Raw genomic sequence first — 18,500 nt, forward strand, 5'->3', positions numbered from 1 at the left:
GGGAGTGTGGGGAGTGTGGGGAGTGTGTGGAGCGTGGGGAGTTTGGGGAGTGTGGGGAGTGTGGGAGGTGTGGGGAGTGTGGGGAGTGTGTGGAGCGTGGGGAGTGTGGGGAGTGTGGGGAGTGTGGGGAGCGTGGGGAGTGTGGGGAGCGTGGGGAGTTTGGGAAATCTGTTGACTGAGTTATGTTTCTGGTTCCTCATACCACGAAATATTAAATTACGGCTAATGTGAATTAAATTCAGCCTTGTAATATGAAGGGTTTCAAGAACCGGTTTAAGTCATGTTCGTAATTATTTTTACAAATTTCCGTTATTTCAACTTCTAATTCACACAATACGTAAATTAATTTTGCCCAGGCGCTTAAACTTATAATGGCTGCTTTAAAATCAGCAATAGTTTGGCTTATTTTTTCGCATGAAAATTCTGGTAGTAGATGATGATGAATTTACTGCACAAGCACTTAGCTCTTTTCTTGAGGTGCAGAACTATGTAGTAGAAATGACACATGATGGTGAAGCAGCTTGGGATCTAGTACAAGCTTTTGATTACGATTTAATTTTGTTGGATGTAATTTTACCGAAGTTAGATGGTATAGCTCTGTGTCAGCGATTACGTAAGTACGGATATCAAATGCCTGTTCTACTGCTGACAGGTAAAAACAGTGGTCATGAAAAAGCTGTAGGTTTAGATGCAGGTGCAGATGACTATCTTGTAAAACCTTGCGATCCAGAAGAGTTGGTCGCACGGGTGAGGGCTTTACTGCGTCGCAGCAATGCTACTTCTATGCCAGTGCTAGAGTGGGGAAATTTACGTTTAGACCCCAGAAGTTGTGAAGTAACCTATGACGGGAAGATAATTCATTTTACTCCCAAAGAGTATGCCATGCTTGAGCTTTTCATGCGAAATCCCCGTAGGGTTTTTAGTTGTAGCGCCATCTTAGATCGGGTTTGGTCTTTTGATAGTACCCCAGGGGAAGAAGCTGTGAGAACCCAAATCAAGGGTTTGCGACAAAAGTTAAAGGCTGTTGGTGTGGTCGATGCAATTGAAACAGTTTATGGAATCGGTTATCGTCTGAAAATTTCCGACACCAAGAAACGGAAAAAAACTGCGAAAAAGTCTGCCAAGAATGACTTATCTGAAATTAGCAAACAAACTCAACAACAAACATTAGCAGCTTTAGCAGGAGTCTGGAGGCAATTTCAAGGTAGAGTTGAACAACAAATAGATACATTACTACAAGCCACTGCTGCAATTGAAGAAAATAAAATTGATCGAGATTTACTCGCACAAGCACATCGGGAAGCTCATACTTTAGGCGGTTCTTTAGGTACCTTTGGTTTAAGTGAAGCTTCCGGTTTAGCCCGTAAAATTGAAAGTTTGCTCGACCCGGAAAATCTCAAGTCTCAACAATTATCTTTACAACCAAAAGCAATCAAACAGCTGAATCTGTTGACGATCGCCCTGCGTCAAGAAGTAAATAACTACAACAATACCGAAATATCCATTTCTAGCCCGACTTCTACCTCATCAATTAGTTCTGATGAAAAACCATTTTTATTAATAATTGAAAAAGACCGCCAACTTATAAGCGAGCTATTTATTGAGGCTGATGTGCGGGGAATTAGAGCGGAAGTTGCAACAAATTTACAAACGGCACTAAAAAAAATATACAATCAAATACCTCACCTGATACTTTTCGATCCTTCCGTTGCGGGAACAATCGAGAAAGGTTTGGAATTCTTAAATGAAATTAGTGTTTTTAAGCAACCTATACCGATTATTGTATTCACATCTGAAGATAGCTTAAATTATCGCGTTGAAGTTGCTCGCAAGGGAAGCAAAGTTTTTCTACATAAACCCCTCCCTGCAAATGAGGTTTTAGAAGTAGTAGATCGAGCTTTAAGACAAAATGACCAAACTTCTGAAGCAGTTATTTTAGCTGTTGATGACGACCCACAAACCTTAGCAATGCTGCAAAGCTTACTACAGCCTTGGGGACTAAAAATTGTAACTTTGAGCGAACCACAAAGATTTTGGGAGACCTTAGAAGAAACGGAACCAGATTTATTAATTTTAGATATTAAAATGCCCCATGTAAATGGTATTGAGTTGTGTCAGGTCGTGAGGAATGATGCTCGTTGGGGTGGTTTACCAATTTTGTTCCTCACTGCTTATAAGGATATTGACAGCGTAAATCAAGTATTTAATGTTGGTGCTGATGATTTTGTTAGCAAACCAATTATTGGTCCGGAACTGGTTGCTCGGATTATTAATCGTTTAGAAAGAATAAAACTAGTCCGTACTCTTGCAGAAACCGACCCTGTGACAAAATTAGCCAATCGTCATAAGTCATCCCAGGAAATAGAAAAGTTCTTGCATCTAAGCCAGAGATGTCGTCAACCTTTATGTTTCACAATTTTAGATTTGCAAAACTTTAAACACATTAACAATACATTTGGTTATGCAATTGGTGATTCTGTGTTGCGCGAAGTAGGGCAAACTTTAAGAAAATCTTTTAATCAGGAAGATGTAGTTGCCCGTTGGGGAGGGGGGGAGTTTATTATATGTATGTATGGTGTGGATCGCGATCGAGCACGAAAGGAGATCGGGAAAATTTTAGAAAGCTTAAATCAACAAGAGTTTTTCGCTCCAGATGGTAATAAGCTCAAAGTAAATGCTTGTGTAGGGTTGGCACTATATCCTGAAGACGGTACTGAATTGCAAAAATTATATGTATCCGCAGTCCGGGATTTGTCCAATGCAAAATTGGCTAGAGGTTCCCATGTTTAGCGAAAATCAATTGAAACATTAAACAAAGTAGATTTAATAAGAGGATATTGAACAAGTATAATTGGATTAATTTCCCATTTTTACAACCTTTTATTATTTCAAAAAAAGCAAATCAGGTAAATTATGGCTTTAGCAAGGTCATTCACAAGGATTAGATTAACTTCAAAAATTTTTGGGGCAATATTTTATGTATAGCTTTTCACAGTCCCGCTCTTACAAAAATATAGAAAGCAGATTTACGGTTTGCATTTAGCAATTACTGTAACTATTTTTAGATTTAAAACCTGATTTAAAAACTTTGAATACCGTTTTCTTTTCAAGTTTATAAAAAGTTCCCATATTAGCGAATTTATGTCTTTACGAAGTAGAGAATTTAGTCATTAACTAATTAATCAAAAAAGTATTTAAGAATGAACAGTTCTAGTTCTGAGTATGAGACAGAACGTATTGAGGCTCTTTATGAATATAAAATTTTAAATACCGAAGCAGAGCCAGTGTTTGATAATCTGGTTTATCTAGCTACAAATATTTGTGAAACCCCTGTAGCTGTAATTAATTTGATTGATACCAAAAAGCACTGGTTTAAATCTTGTATCGGTTGGGAAGGAGTAAAAAAGAAAATACCGTTTTGTGATTTTACTATTTCCTACCCTGATCTGTTAATTGTCACAGACTGTTTGGAAGATGAACGTTTTGAGCGAAACTCCTTCACGATCAATGGGAAATTAGTTCGTTTCTATACAGGTGTTCCCTTAAAAAATGCTGCTGGATATTCTGTTGGAACTTTATGCGTACTTGACTATACACCACGTTCTTTAAGCTTAAAGCAGATTGAAAGCCTCAAAGCACTTGGGAAGCAGGTGATGATGATTTTGGAACTCAGACGAGATTCCATTGACGTTCAACAGAAGTCAGAAAAAATTCAACAACAGGAATTGAGTAAAACTGCAGAATTTATTGAAATCAATCAAAGATTGGAATCAGAGGTCAATCAACGCCAAGAAATAGAAAAAGCTTTGCAAATATCTCACAAGTATCTTTCTGGTATTGTTGATATTGCTGACGATGCGATTATTTCTATGGATAAAGAGCAAAATATTCTTTTATTCAATCAAGGTGCAGAAAAAATTTTTGGTTATACCGCAGCAGAAGTAATAGGAAAACCCCTCGATATACTTTTACCAACAAAATACCATCAAAGTCATAGAAAATATGTTGTCGATTTTGAAAAATCAAACGACAGAGCTAGGAGAATGGGTAAACGTCAAGAAATATTTGTCAGAAGAAAGAACGGTGAAGAATTTCCAGTAGAAGCTTCAATTTCTAAATTAAAGTTAGATCGAAATATTATTTTTACGGCGATTTTACGTAACATTAGCGAAGAAAAAAAATCAAAGGAAGCTTTATCACAACTTTCTCAAAAACACGAATTAATTCTGAATTCTATTGGAGAAGGTTTATTTGGTTTAGATAAATCGGGAAAAATCACATTTGTAAACCCTGCAGCAATCAGTTTACTTGGATATGAAAAACAAGAGTTAATCGGTCAAAACATAGATATGCTGCTAGCAAATAACCCATGCATAGCAAAACCTGACGCAGATATTGAATGTGTGGTGAGAAAGTTCAAAATACAAGAAGTCAGCAACGACATATTTCGACGAAAAGATGGTTCGGTATTTCCAGTGGAATATATTCATAATCCAATTTTAGATCGGGGTAAAGTTGTCGGAGCGGTTATTGCATTTAAAGATATTAGCGATCGTCAAATTATCGAACGGATGAAAGATGAGTTCATTTCTGTTGTCAGTCACGAACTCCGTACCCCCCTTGCATCAATTCATGGGTCTTTATGTATTTTAGATCGCGGGTTGATAGATACGAGTTCAACCAAAGGTAAACGCTTGCTACATATTGCTGCTGACAGTACAGCACGCTTGGTGGAGCTGGTTAACAACATTCTAGATATCGAGCGCATCACTTACGGCAAAATGAAGATGCATAAACAAATTTGTGAAGTATCTGAAATTATTGTTTATGCTGCAAATAAAATGCAAAATATGGCGCAACGTTATGGAGTCAGCTTATCCGTATCGACTATTTCCGCTCAAATTTGGGCTGACGGCGATCGCATTATTCAAACTCTAACTAATTTACTGAGTAACGCGATCAAATTCTCCACATCTGGAGGAAATGTGCGCTTAAGTGCTTATATTTGTGAAGATTTAGAAACTTGCATTGGTAACAATAAGAATTTATCTGAATATTTCTCCCGCAGGTATACTGGTACCTACGTTAGCTTTCAAGTAAAAGATGAAGGATGTGGCATTCCCATCGATAAGCTAGATAATATATTTGATAAATTTCATCAAGTTGATACTTCTGACACTCGGAAAAAAGAGGGTAGTGGCTTAGGTTTGACTATATGTCAGCATATTGTGCAACAGCACCTAGGGAAAATATGGGTTGAAAGTAAATTAGATCGAGGTAGTACTTTCTATTTAATTTTGCCCCTACATTTATATGAGGAGTAATATATAGATGAATATCAAAATACCTCAACAATTATTATAAAAAACGTAAATTAATTCTAGTTAAAAGTGCTTCTTGAGTAAAGTTCTGTAAGAATATCAATATTAGAATATTGAATAGTATTTTAATACTTATAAACATTCACTCTATAATTAAAGATGGAAAATAAACGTATACTAGTAATTGATGATGAAGAATATGTTCGGGAAGTCGTTCAAATTTGTTTAGAGACTGTAGCCGGATGGGAAGTTATCGCTGCAAATTCTGGTATTTCTGGTATTGAGATAGCAGAGAAAGAACAACCTGACGCTATTCTGCTTGATGTTATGATGCCTGAAATGGATGGGATAATGACTTTCAAAAAATTACAGCTAAGTCAATTAACTAAAAATATACCTATAGTTTTATTGACAGCAAAAGCAGAAGTTACTCAAGACCAAGAATTAGCTGAAATTGGTATTAAGGCTACTATTCCTAAACCATTCGAGCCCTTAGAACTACCAGTTCAAATCGCCAAAGCTCTTAATTGGGATGTATAAATCTAATTAATTATATTTCACAAAAAATATTTGATAAATCAACCAAAATTAATATTTTAGTTGATTTATGGGAACAGAATAATGCTAATAGCATAAAAGCACTACTAACGAGCCATATTAGATTTTTGATTATTGATTTTTGATTGTTGATACTTTATTCTCTATATTCAAAATAATCCGCGTTATTTATGTAATTCCTCAGTTATTTAGCTTCGTCGTTTTGAAATGGATGCTCTCCAACCTTCAGTAATTTCTTACTTTCTTTGAGTTGTTTCCAAAGAATTTTTATTTCCTTGAAAGCTTCTTCCCCGGAAATTTTTCCATTACTTTCTAGATTACAAATGTATCCAACCTTTTGAGCGAATTCCTGTAGATTTGCATTAAACACTAAATTTTCAGGCTTGACCTTACCGTGATAGGAACTGTGGGGATAAAGAAAATCAAATTTAGTACTCATAGAATTTTCCTGGGATTATCTATACGTATCCTGTCGTTCTTATTCCAAAATTAAAGAATAAATTTGAGGAAATTGTGAGGAGGTCGTACAGTTAACAGTATATTGTACAAAAGTATACATTATACCTCATTCTCTGGAAATTAAATATTATACTGCGATATTTTATTTAAAATATAACCAACCTTTTTGCAATTCTAAACTTAAATTTGAGTGTAACAGGACTTACGCAACGGTCTTCGTAGCGTGTCCGTAGGACATAGATTTGTCATTGCGACCGGAACGCAGTGTAGGGTTAGCGGAGCGTCTCCGTTTAGGAGATAGCAATCTCAGAGTTTTTGGCGATTACTGAGGACGCGCTTTGCGTATGACTAAAGTCACGCTAAGGCTAACAGCTTTGCTGCGGTCTAACGCTGTCGCTTTTCCTGAAGAAAACGCAATACCTACGGTACGCTTCCGCTAAGCGCTAACGTAATGACGGAAATACGTTCATTTTGCGTAAATCCTATGTAAAAGTAAGTAAAGCGATATTATCCAAAAATATTCTGGTAATAAGATTCTATTTTTTTAGCAAATTCAAGATCCATAAAACATAAGAGAAATTCAGATATTGATGTGCAGATAGTATGTACTTGGCGTGGTTTAATTCCTCCAGAATAAGCACACAAATAACCATGAGCAAATATATGTCGAATTGAGGCAGAAATGTAAGCTACATTATTACTGCTCCCAGTATGACATTTATTTAAATTATCTTTTAATTTATTACTTGTTAATCGCTGATATAAAAATTCGTATAGTAAATTCTTTGGGTCTTTTTCTATAAATAACTGAATTACTTGTTCTGGGTTGTATTGTTCTATTTTTGCTTCAAGAAGACCTAAATTCTTAATTGACATAATTTCCATAAACACTTCCAAGGCTGAATGTGTTAGGAAAACTTGAAAAAAACCATCGTATCCATAGACTGTGTTTTCTGCGTAGCCATCTAGATTGATACCTCGAAAATTTTTTGCAACCCTGATTCTACTCGCGAAACGATTAATATCTCCCGTAGAAACATTTTCTGCAAATCCTATACTTGGTGGTCTATGGTTATGATGCAAAATCTCTTGAAATTTATTAAATCCCTGTAATTCCATACCCAATAAGTAGCTAGTTACTTAGGTTTTTAAGATGTTTATACTTCTTAGCCAGTGGGGAAACAATACTGCTAATAACTTCATTGTAGCAGGCTTGGAAGTTAATAGTTTTTTTACTTCTATTTCCCTTTCAGAAAGTAATTTAAAACTTGAAGAATTATTGTGATTTTCAAATTTTTGCCAATAGATATTTTCTACTTGTAATAATTGGGCGATTCTATTTGTAGTTGTTTGATAAGTAAACAGTAATTTTCGTGTTTGGTTATGGCTTTCTATTAATTTATTTTGAGATTTACTTGATGAATTTTTGATAGTTTTAGGATTTCGAGGTTGATAATTTTGAGTTTTTTCCCAGAAGGGAAACCAATTTTGAAAACCTTTTAGTTGGTCGGGATAAATATTTGCTGCTTCTGCAATCAAACTTTGTAATATTTGGCTGTGGGGACGAAGGCGTAAGATTAAATTTGGTAACCAAGATAATAGGTTTGCATCAGGAATCGAAGCAAATGATTTTGCAAGCAATTCGATTACAAAACCTTTAATTCGCGGTGCAAAGGTAAGAGATAAAATAAAACCGTTGAGATAATAGGGAAAAGTACGCATCAAGATTTCGTTTTCTAATACGTGCTGAAAAAATTCCCGCATTTCTTCTAAATGACGTAATGATAATAGCCATTCGGTCGTCCATAATAAACCGAGTTTAGCTGGGTCTTGTTTTTCTCTGGTGGCTTGTTTGACACTAATTAATAATTGACTGCGGTTACATCCAAGGGATAGAGCTAGACTTTCTAAGGTGAAAATAAAGCCCAACATTCCAGCAATTTGTTCGGGGTTCGTACCTCTATCTGCAAATGCTTGCGCTAAAAGGCTTGCATAATGTCTATACCCTACAGTGACAAAATTTTCAATCCATTTGGGTAAACCTTTGGGGGTGGTGCGATAGTAATGGATTAAGCGTCGAACAATCGTAAATATTTCCATTGCATCCTCTGCACCCGTTTCCTGCTGGAGTAGGGAAATTCCATATTCGCCTAGTTCAGCGGTCAAACGAGGATTGTTAAGATATAAAATACTATCTTCAACTGCGTTCAGAACTGTTTTTGCTGTTCCTTTATTGTCAAATACAGCTTTGCGCAAATGTTGCTCGATAACTTGTTCGAGACTAACACCTTCATAACCCAGCATAATTAATGGACGTTGGTGTTTCCCAATCCGAACTTCCCATGATTCTTGAACCGGTTTGAAACCAAGACTGCGATCGCCCATAATTGGTTGAACGATGCGATCGCCTAATAAATAATTGATTCTCCACAAGACATCGGAGCAGTCAAACAATTGTGGTTTTTGTTTGAAATCCATTAAAACCCGTTGTTTCGTTTGGGATTGCAAATTAATATTTAGGGGTGCGAGTCGGTCGTACAGATTTTGTACTAAGGGTGGAAGGGAAGCATAACCAACTCTTCCCACGCGATCGCCACCCAAAAGAATTTGACAAATTTGGGAAATATTACGTTTCTTTGGAGTACGGTCTTTTTCTAAGCAGGTAATTGCTGCATCCTGAAAATCATAGGGTGTGGGATGAAGACGGTTACGCATTCTTGCAAGTAACATGGAAGTCTGATAAATTGCGATGGAATCAGCAGTACTAGCTAAATAACCATTTTTGCGCGCTAAATTAACAATATCTGCACACCATTGTAGTAATTGTTCTGTATCTGCTTCTGCTTGAGCGGGGGGAATGTTGAGAAAAGATACTAGTTCTGAGACATTTTGCTTGCCTGTAAGAGTGTTATTAGTTACAATTGCTTTGACTTTTTTCTTAGATGATTTAGTTTTTGATTTAGTCTTTTTATTTAGATTGAAAGGTTTGATATTAGATAATTTAATATTCTTCTTCCAAGTTGTTTCCGCTATAGAAACAGTACCGGGATGATGAGCAAACTGATATTCAATTGCGGCAAAGCTAGAAGGAATTAATCCATATAACCACTTAGTTTGACTCAACTCTGGAATCTGCCAAATTGTATCATTTTCCGTTCCAAATTCTGCAACATCACTTGCAGCATGAACTGCACCACAAATATAAATTGCATCTTGTGGCTGAATTTTCTTTGCTTTCATATGTTGCTTGATTCGCGTCCACATATAGCGTTCGCGCAAACGGTCATTTTCTAAATCTTTGGTTCGACTTCCCAAGCGTCGCATTAAACTACCAATTAGGAACATTACTTGACGGTAGGTTTGGTAATCTGCATTAATAATTGCTTGTTCGACATATCGATCCCACCACTCAGAAAAATGTCGAGTATTAGAATTTTTGAGAATAAGTTCCAGAAAAACATCAAATTTAGGAATCATATTCCCCATTTCTAATCCTAAAGCCGTACCATGTCTTTTAGCTTCTTCAGGTACATCAGTTTGTTTTTCTTCTAGGTTTTCTGTTTCTTGCTCTTCCCACTGAAATACATAATCTACAGCCCGATCAACAAATACTAACTCAGTTTCAGGATGTTGGAGAGCATAAGCGATAGTCTGATATTCAGCCGAAGCTTCAGTTAAAGGTGCAATTACACTTAAGGGTATTTCTTGGGGTGAAAATGTCTGTGACTCACCTGCAAAGGCTTGTAGAGCTACAGGTAATTTACAATTATGAAGATTTTCGGTAATAGGTCGCAAATCCTCGCACATTTCCATATAGATCGCTTTGGGAGGATTGGAGCTCAAACGTAAACGTCGCAAAATTTGTAAAGCTGAAGCAGGAGAGTGATGACATACGGGAAAAATTTCTAAAGGTTCGGCGATCGCTTTTTCGACATCCCCAACCAAAGCTGTCAAAAATTCGCTTAAAGGTTGGGAATCAGTAGCAAATTGTTCTGCTGTGGTCAGTAATTGTTCTTGGAGAGGCTGGAAAGATTGAGGTAGTTTCATGAGTTGAGTAATAAGTAATGAGTAATAAGTAATGAGTAATAAGTAATAAGTAATGAGTAATGAGTCAGGATTCGTAAAGACGTAGGATGCTATGTCTGTACAGGAGTTAGGAGTTAAGAGTCATTAATCACTAGACTTCCCACACTCCCCACACTCCCCACACCTCCCACACTCCCCACACTCCCCACACCTCCCACACTCCCCACACCTCCCAATTCCTACCGAATCAACCCCATAGCCTCTTTCCCTCCTTGTAAGAAATCTTTCCATTCGCCTTTTTCTTCTTCACTGCGTCTTTCTACAGTTGCGTGCCAAAATTGGTTGATAACCGATACATCTTCCGGAAGACGACGCACTAAAGTACCTACAAGCGATCGCGCTAAAATGGCTGGTTCTAAACTGGTATTTCCAAAATAACGACTGTGTAAAATCGCATCTTCCAATACACCAATTTGTTCCGCTGTAGATAGGGCTGACTCTAGTCTCTGGTCATCTGAAGTTGCAGAATTACTTGCTTCTCGCAAATCGGCAAAGGTTTGTATTAATACATCTAATAAAGTTGGTGGAATATCTACTTCAAAGCCATGACGTTTCATTAACTCTTGGGTACGGAACAAAATAATTTCTTTTTCTTGCTTTTTATTGGTTATAACCGGCATATGTACGAAATTAAACCGCCGTTTTAATGCTGAAGATAGATCGTTCACTCCACGATCACGACTATTCGCAGTTGCGATCGTGTTAAATCCTGGTTGGGCAAAAACCACATTATCGCTCTTCAATTCTGGAATTGAAATATACTTTTCGCTCAGTATAGAGATTAATGCATCCTGTACGTCAGAGGTACAACGGGTTAACTCTTCAAACCTACCTATAGTTCCATTTTGCATTGCGGTCATAATAGGTGAAGGAATCAGCGACTCTTGGGATTGTCCTGCAGAAATTACCATCGCCACATTCCAAGAATATTTAATTTGGTCTTCTGTTGTTCCCGCAGTCCCTTGGACGACATGGGTTGAATTATCGCAAATAGCTGCAGCTAATAGTTCAGCTAACCAACTTTTACCCGTACCCGGATCGCCAATTAATAGTAAACCCCGGTCGGAAGCTAAAGTTACAATCGCCCTTTCTGCGATCGCGCTATCTCCATACCATTTTGGTTCGATGGAGCAATCGAGTTTTTGGGATGGGGTACTACCCAAGAGAAATGTTCGCACCATGTGAGGGGATAATTTCCAAGAAAAAGGTTTTGCACCTTTATCAATTGAAGCTAAATAGTCTAATTCTTGGCGATATTTTACTTCTGCTGGTTGACGTAAGATAGTTTCATTTTTATGTGTTTTACTATTTGTTTTGCTGCTAGTTCTCGCCATAGTATTTCTTGTTCTTCTCATTTTATTGATCTCCAAATTTGTAATACCAATTTCCTTTAAGATTGGTACACTTAAAAGGCGACAAGCCGAACGTTTATAAAAGGGAATAGGGAACAGCGTCAAAGTCTCCCAATACATTGGATGCACTACGTGAACCCGGAATTTAGAGGGATATTAAGCTATAGCTATTGCGTGACCGCAGGTCATTTTTTAACTTGCGCGTAGGGCTATAATTATTTATTTATAAACACCTTTTAAGAAACAATTACCTTTTTCAACTCTTGAATCAATTTCTTGGGACTTCCAGTTAAAATTGGCGTACCTAGTTCTTTCAACTTGTTTCGAAACCATTGATTGACACTAAAATAACCGCTAGTCGTCACCGCTCCTACGGGAATAAAATGGACGCCTGACTCTTGCAAAGATTTAATATAGTCAAATAAAACTTGGTCGCTCCCTCCCTCATAAAAGTCAGAGATTAATACTAAAGCTGTATTTTGTGGAGCTAAAATTTTCTGTGCTGCTTCCTGTAATGCACTATAAATATGGGTTCCACCACCCAATTGTGTCCGTAATAAAACCTCGAAGGGATCCCTAACCCAAGGAGTTAGATCCAAAACTTGAGTATCAAATGCAATTAAATGGACGTCAACATTGGGAAGACCAGCAAAAATTGAAGCCAAAATCGTACATTGAACCATCGCGTCGACCATCGAACCGGATTGATCGACAACAACTATCATTCTTGTGGGTATTTTCTTTTTCGCTGTATTTTGGTAGTAAAGTCTATCTACATATAATCTCCCCTCTTGGGGACTCCAATTGGTAAGATTTTTCCAAATTGTTCGTTTTAAATTCAGATTACGAAATACCCTTTTTGGTGGAACTGAACGATCTACTTTACCAATTGCGGTTTGAGTGACTTGCAAACGTAAAACTTCTGCAAGTTCGTCAATATACTGACGAATTAGACGTTTGGCATTTTTGAGGGAATTTCCTGATAAATTAGCTTTGTCCCGTAATAATTGCTCGACTAAAGCCATGGATGGGTTAATCTGACTTGCTAGATGATCGTCTTGAAGAACTTCTCGTAGAGCCATACGTTGAATTAATTCCCCTTCTAAAGTCTTCACAGTTGCTCTTAACTGTTCTTCAGTTGCATTAAAGTCAGATGTCGTAAAACTATTTTGAGTATTTCCTAATTTTCCAGGTTCGTTCTGATTTTTTTGTCCGTAACTTATCTTTGCAGCTTGTCCACGCAAACTACAACCTAGCGATCGCTCTAAATATCCCACATCTTTGAGCCATTGGGAATATTGTTGAGCGGTAACTGTATTGGTTTGGGTGTTGGGACCAAAGGTATTGAGCAATATTTTTGAGAACACTAAACCGCGTCGTAGAGTATCAGTTTCTTGTTCTTGTTTTTCTAGATGTTTTTTCTCTGGATCTTTATTCTTCAGATTTTGATTCCCCAGATTTTGTGACTCTTCGCTTAACTCTCCCATAATTTCCTGAAGAGTAATTCTTTGCTTAAAATCTGCTTCGAGTTCGGGGTAACGTTGTAGTAAATTTTCAATACTAATATTTGGATCGAGAATTAGCTGGGGTAAGGATAACTCATCAACAATCTCACTGGACATCAGATCAAAATTAGCCCCCTGCTCATTTAAACCAAACATTGTAGTTATTAATCGCCAATAAATAACCTGACGACGTTGGACTATTTGCACTTTCATCTTGTGGATCTTCGATTATGGATTTGCGATATTCAGTTTTTAGTTTATGAACCTCAATTTTTAAGTTTTACTAATTTTTCCTTAATAACTTGCTAGCACGCTCTCGTAAAATACTTACCGTTGTTGTTCTCGATTTATTTCTCAGGATTTTGGCTGCATTTTCTCCCGTATAAATAGTCTTTTGATTCGCCATTACAGCCAAAGGTTGGAGACTCCAACTGCGATCGTCAAATCGTATCAATCCAAATATTTCACTAGATTTCAGGATATTTTCGTCAGTAATTGGAGAAAACTGACTCATACGATTTCGATCTATCTTTAAAGAACCTTTTTCTCCCAAATCAATTACTATTTCACCATCCTGTCGAACAATCTGATAATTATTTAAATAAACAGGTTCGCCAATTTGAATTGGATGACGAGTATCTGGGTTTGTATAACATCCACTAATCTGAGAACTAGGAGCAAAATACTCTGCTGCTTTTTCCATTAACCTGTATTTGCAACCAAATTCTGCTGTGTCTTCCCAAATCAAATCTCCCGTCGGTAACATGGGTATGTTATTCAAATACAATATCTTATTGTTTGCAAAAGCTTGTAATAAAATCTCTGCATCGGGAAATAATAACCAAATCTCGTCGCTAGAAATTGCATCGACTTTATATGCAGATTGACTGATTTTAGCTAATTGGGTGCGATTTTCATCCTGCAATAAACCGTAAATAGTAAAACTAACTAAATTAGCATGGGTTTTTAAATCCATTCCCAACGCGGTGAAACTACCAGAAACAGTTTGTGGTTGAGAATTTACTGTCGTTCCCAATCCTGCGATCGCAGCTTGCGTCCACAAATCCACCCAACGATATAAACAGACTGAATTGCTATCCTTAACGGGAACTTGACGGATTAATTCATTAAAATATCCTGTCAATAATGCTGCTTGACGAATTAATAACGGTTCTTCCTGAATTTTTTCCAAATTAGGGATAAAGGGAACTAAAGTCGATCTATCCAAGCAGGAAAAACCAACCAAAGCAATTTCCATTAACCACTGAAGAATACTTTCTTGGCAAACTTGAATATGAGAAGGTATGTCTATTGATGTAATTTTCAGATCTGCGTCCATAACTTGCGGACGTTCCAATACATCAAGAAGTTGATGTTGTAACCCATCAAATATTGAACCTTGTAAAGCTGCCCTTGTTGCTGCTAAAGTTAAAAAATGTTTTTCGATAAATTCATTTTTTTCTATTGCCCTACAAGCATCATTTACAGGCTTTTCTAACGGCGTACCTATAAATATATATTGCCAAGATTTTAAGGTTTCTTGATGCTGAGACTCTAAATTTGCAAACCCAGTTAAAAAACATTGGTCAAATTCAGCAATTAAATCATATGTTGATTCAATTCCTTCAGGGATATCCTTTAGTCTGTGGGGAAAAGCCATAAAACATACATCGAAATACAGAGGATGAAAATATTTAAATGAACCAACTCATTTCTGGGATTGGTTGGGAAGAAGATTCAAGTTCTAAATAGCGTAAATAGTTGAGAAAACGACTAAAAATTTCGCTTGCAGATTTCTTTTTTATTTTGCCGGAACGAATGGGAAAATCGTCAATATTTTTGATTTTCGCAACTTTACCAGCAACATTTAAATATTGAGCAACAGCTTCAACTCCATAAGCATGAACTCCTTTCCTGAGTAGATGATATAAATGACTGCAAGGATGGTCGAATAATCCTGCACAGCGACGATTATTATTTGTGCTGCAATAATAATTTAATGTTCCTGCTTCAAAAAAAGCGGTATAAACTAGTTTGTCACTAGAACGGCTGGAAACGACTCCTTGTAAACGACCATTGAAAAGTTCTACAAATGGAACTTTTTTAATATTTGTCCTTGTGACTTTAAATAAATCTTTGCGAGCATCAAAAGATGATTGTGAAGACTTTAAAATCATATTCACTAAGTATGAATTATTCAATTTTTTTGAGATTATTGAAAATAAGTTTAAACTCTGATTTTTTAGCTTAAATATTATCTTAAACAAACCAATTCATTTCCGGAATCGGCTGTGAGGAAGATTTAATTTCTAAATAATGTAAATAATTTAGGAAACGACTAAAAACGTTACTAGCAGATTCTTTTTTAATTATGCCTGAATTGATGGGAAAATCATAGGCATTATTGATTTGTGAAATATCACCGGAAATTTTTAAATATTTAGCCACTTCTTTAACTCCATAAGTATAAGTAGCTTCTTCTAGTAACTGATAGAGGTGCTTACAAGGATATCCACGCAAACCACCACAGGGACGATTATTATTCGTACTACAATAATAATTCAATGTTCCAGCTTCAAAAAAAGAAACATATACTCTATCTAAGTTAGAACCGCTAGATATCACTCCTTGCAATCGACCGTTGAATAATTCGACAAAAGGAACTGTTTTAACACTGCGTTGGGTTGCTGTAAGTAATTCATTCCGATTATCAAAGGACGAACTGGAAATATTTAACATCATAGCTGTCAAAATCAAATACTAGTATTTGGGCACTTTATTTAATAATTCCAGACCTAATAATTCAAAAAATATCGGTGGGTAAGCAAATGATTTATTGTTTTGCATAGAAAAATATTTAAACAAATATTCTTCAGACTAGCCTGAAAATAGTCTGAAAACTATTTTTAGACTTCAAAAACAAGACTTTAAATTTGATCTAGATTGATTATTTAGTGGTACAAAACGCCAAATTATTTTATTATAAATATCTACATTTTATTGGCGCACTAAAGTTAACACACTATCTCTATTACTTGAATTGAGATACAAAATCAATCAATTTGTACAAATTTACAGCAGCAAATCATTTATTTTTACGCACAGGAGTATTATTACTGACATTCTCCTCATAAAAATGCGTCAATAATATTACTTTTAGTTTTGAATCACAAAGTACAGGAACTATATTTTTAGTACATAAGTACTGTATTTGATAATGGCATGATGTCGCAAGCATATTTACGAAATCTTCATAACTCGAAGAAACGCTCTGCTTCCGTGTTTGTGCAACACCAGGTTTGTCGATATGTTATCAGCTATAAAATGACTACATCCTTAGTTAACACTCCTATTGCCATCCAGATCTGTGCGACGACACACCTCGAAGTTGTGATCTAGATCGCAATATTTTTGTTCAAAACTATAAATTAGGGGTTTTTATATACGCCTTAACGAGAATCTTATACCAATTTGGAAAAATAATGAGACAGATAGATCTCTGTAGAGACGTTGCATGCAACGTCTCTACCGGAGAATCTGTTGCAATTATCTATCGAATTGGTATTATATTTTCTAATAAAAACTAGCTATAGAAGTAATTACAGAGCTAAAACGCTTAAGTAATTTCACCTAAAAAGAGGTTTTAATAATTTTGCTCAGGGGTATATTAATAAACATTTAGTCCTCGAATATAGGTGCTTTTAAATACTATCTATCCAGTATTTAAATAACTAGTTTGCAATTTGAATCTGATACTATTTTATGTTTCCTGTTATTTTACTTTTTTATATAAAAATTACTTTTTTGCTACGCTTGCGATCGCAAAGTTAAAATACAACTTATACTAAGTGTTCATGTCATTCATCTCCAGCACAAACTACTATGTCCCACAACACCTACGATTTGTTACTGCGTCGCGGTAAATTGTTAGGATACACCGACAAGGACGATTCGCTAGTAGACATTGGGATTAGGAACGGCATAATTGCTGAAATTAGCCCCCATATAGTTGAATACGGAGAAACAGAACTAGATTTGCAAGGGAAACTAGTTTCTCCTCCATTCGTAGAATCTCACATTCACTTAGACTCTGTACTGACCGCTGGAGAACCACGTTGGAATCAGAGCGGAACATTATTTGAAGGAATAAAAATTTGGGGCGATCGCAAACAAAGTCTGTCCCTAGAAGATGTTAAAACCCGTGCGAAAAAAATGCTTAAGCAACAAGCAGCACAGGGGACTTTATTTGTACGTACCCATGCTGATGTGAGCGAACCAAAATTAATTGCTTTACAAGGACTTCTTGAGGTCAGGGAAGAAGTCAAAGATTGGATGACATTACAAGTAGTCGCATTTCCTCAAGATGGTATTTACTCTCAAAAAAATAATGAGAAACTTTTAGAGAAAGCTTTAGAAATGGGTGCTGACGTCGTTGGTGGAATACCCCACTACGAACTAACTCGTGAAGATGGAGTGCGTTCGATTTATAGGATATTTGAATTAGCTGAAAAATATAACCGTTTAATTGATATTCATTGCGATGAAATAGATGACGAGCAATCTAGATTTTTAGAAGTTATTGCTGCTTGTGCGATTCGCTCCGGAATGGGTTCGCGAGTGACAGCAAGTCATACCACAGCATTTGGTTCTTACAATAACGCCTATGCTTACAAATTAATGGGATTTCTGCAACGCGCTCAAATTAACTTTATTGCTAATCCCTTGATTAATATTACCCTTCAAGGTCGGGGAGATAGTTATCCCAAACGCCGTGGAGTCACCAGAGTCAAGGAACTTTGGGAACAAGGATTAAATCTTAGTTTCGGACATGACTGCGTTCAGGATCCTTGGTATAGTTTGGGTACGGGTAGCATGTTAGATGTTGCACATATGGGAGCCCATATTTGTCAAATGACAGGAATGTCAGAAGTTAACGCCTGCTATGATATGGTGACAATTAATGGTATTAAAACCCTAAGTATTAAAGATAACTATGGTTGTAAAATTAACGATGTAGCAAATATGATTGTTTTGGATGTTAGTAATCCTTATGATGCGATACGCTGTCGGTCTAATCCACGATACGTCATTTCCCAAGGCAAATTGCTGACTAGTACAAAACCAGAGCAAATAGAATGGGTAGAAACTTTTCGCATATAGAAAATATTTCCACCTAAATCTTCTCACTTACAACGAAAACACTAAATTTCAAGCATACT

The 18,500-nt window shown here is 36.4% G+C and carries 13 protein-coding genes; 5 read left to right on the forward strand and 8 right to left on the reverse strand.

Translation table 11 applies throughout. The annotated features are described in order from the left end of the window. From BC008_RS50020 to BC008_RS37915, 4 genes are all read left to right on the forward strand, one after another. The coding region (locus BC008_RS50020; RefSeq protein WP_201026222.1) for a hypothetical protein at positions 1-231 on the forward strand (231 nt) is incomplete at its 5' end. 183 nt (positions 232-414) lie between these two features. Continuing rightward, positions 415-2,790 (forward strand): response regulator, encoded by a 2,376-nt coding sequence (locus BC008_RS37905; RefSeq protein ID WP_027844182.1) that lies wholly within the window; start codon positions 415-417, stop codon positions 2,788-2,790. Between the two features lie 410 nt (positions 2,791-3,200). After that, on the forward strand, positions 3,201-5,324 hold the full coding sequence (locus BC008_RS37910; protein ID WP_058184497.1) for a PAS domain S-box protein: 2,124 nt from the start codon (positions 3,201-3,203) through the stop codon (positions 5,322-5,324). 156 nt (positions 5,325-5,480) lie between these two features. Next, positions 5,481-5,861, forward strand: a complete 381-nt coding sequence (locus BC008_RS37915; RefSeq protein ID WP_027844181.1) for a response regulator — start codon at positions 5,481-5,483, stop codon at positions 5,859-5,861. 202 nt (positions 5,862-6,063) lie between these two features. On the opposite strand, the gene BC008_RS37920 is transcribed toward BC008_RS37915, so the two are convergent. The 8 genes from BC008_RS37920 to BC008_RS37955 form a co-directional block, all read right to left on the reverse strand. Beyond that, a complete protein-coding gene (locus BC008_RS37920; protein WP_027844180.1) occupies positions 6,064-6,318 on the reverse strand; it encodes a DUF7219 family protein in 255 nt (84 codons plus the stop codon). A gap of 527 nt (positions 6,319-6,845) precedes the next feature. Beyond that, a complete protein-coding gene (locus BC008_RS37925; RefSeq protein ID WP_027845443.1) occupies positions 6,846-7,457 on the reverse strand; it encodes a hypothetical protein in 612 nt (203 codons plus the stop codon). A gap of 21 nt (positions 7,458-7,478) precedes the next feature. After that, the gene (locus BC008_RS37930) at positions 7,479-10,385 is read right to left on the reverse strand and encodes a DUF5682 family protein (RefSeq protein WP_058184499.1); all 2,907 of its coding nucleotides are present in this window, start codon (positions 10,383-10,385) and stop codon (positions 7,479-7,481) included. Positions 10,386-10,603: 218 nt separating this feature from the next. Continuing rightward, positions 10,604-11,779 (reverse strand): ATP-binding protein, encoded by a 1,176-nt coding sequence (locus tag BC008_RS37935; protein ID WP_235596005.1) that lies wholly within the window; start codon positions 11,777-11,779, stop codon positions 10,604-10,606. A 233-nt stretch (positions 11,780-12,012) separates the two neighbouring features. Further along, positions 12,013-13,494 carry a vWA domain-containing protein gene (locus BC008_RS37940; protein WP_036267328.1) on the reverse strand — a complete coding sequence of 494 codons (1,482 nt, stop codon included), beginning with the start codon at positions 13,492-13,494 and terminating at the stop codon, positions 12,013-12,015. A 70-nt stretch (positions 13,495-13,564) separates the two neighbouring features. After that, positions 13,565-14,941, reverse strand: a complete 1,377-nt coding sequence (locus tag BC008_RS37945; RefSeq protein WP_027845440.1) for a hypothetical protein — start codon at positions 14,939-14,941, stop codon at positions 13,565-13,567. Between the two features lie 34 nt (positions 14,942-14,975). Continuing rightward, the gene (locus BC008_RS37950) at positions 14,976-15,458 is read right to left on the reverse strand and encodes a hypothetical protein (RefSeq protein ID WP_058184501.1); all 483 of its coding nucleotides are present in this window, start codon (positions 15,456-15,458) and stop codon (positions 14,976-14,978) included. Positions 15,459-15,540: 82 nt separating this feature from the next. Then, positions 15,541-16,023 carry a hypothetical protein gene (locus tag BC008_RS37955; RefSeq protein ID WP_201026219.1) on the reverse strand — a complete coding sequence of 161 codons (483 nt, stop codon included), beginning with the start codon at positions 16,021-16,023 and terminating at the stop codon, positions 15,541-15,543. 1,140 nt (positions 16,024-17,163) lie between these two features. On the opposite strand from BC008_RS37955, the gene codA reads away from it, so the two are divergent. After that, a complete protein-coding gene (gene codA / locus BC008_RS37960; protein WP_027843791.1) occupies positions 17,164-18,441 on the forward strand; it encodes a cytosine deaminase in 1,278 nt (425 codons plus the stop codon). Positions 18,442-18,500: the final 59 nt, after the last annotated feature.

The sequence above is a fragment of the Mastigocoleus testarum BC008 genome (assembly GCF_001456025.1).
In the GTDB taxonomy this organism is placed as follows: domain Bacteria; phylum Cyanobacteriota; class Cyanobacteriia; order Cyanobacteriales; family Nostocaceae; genus Mastigocoleus; species Mastigocoleus testarum.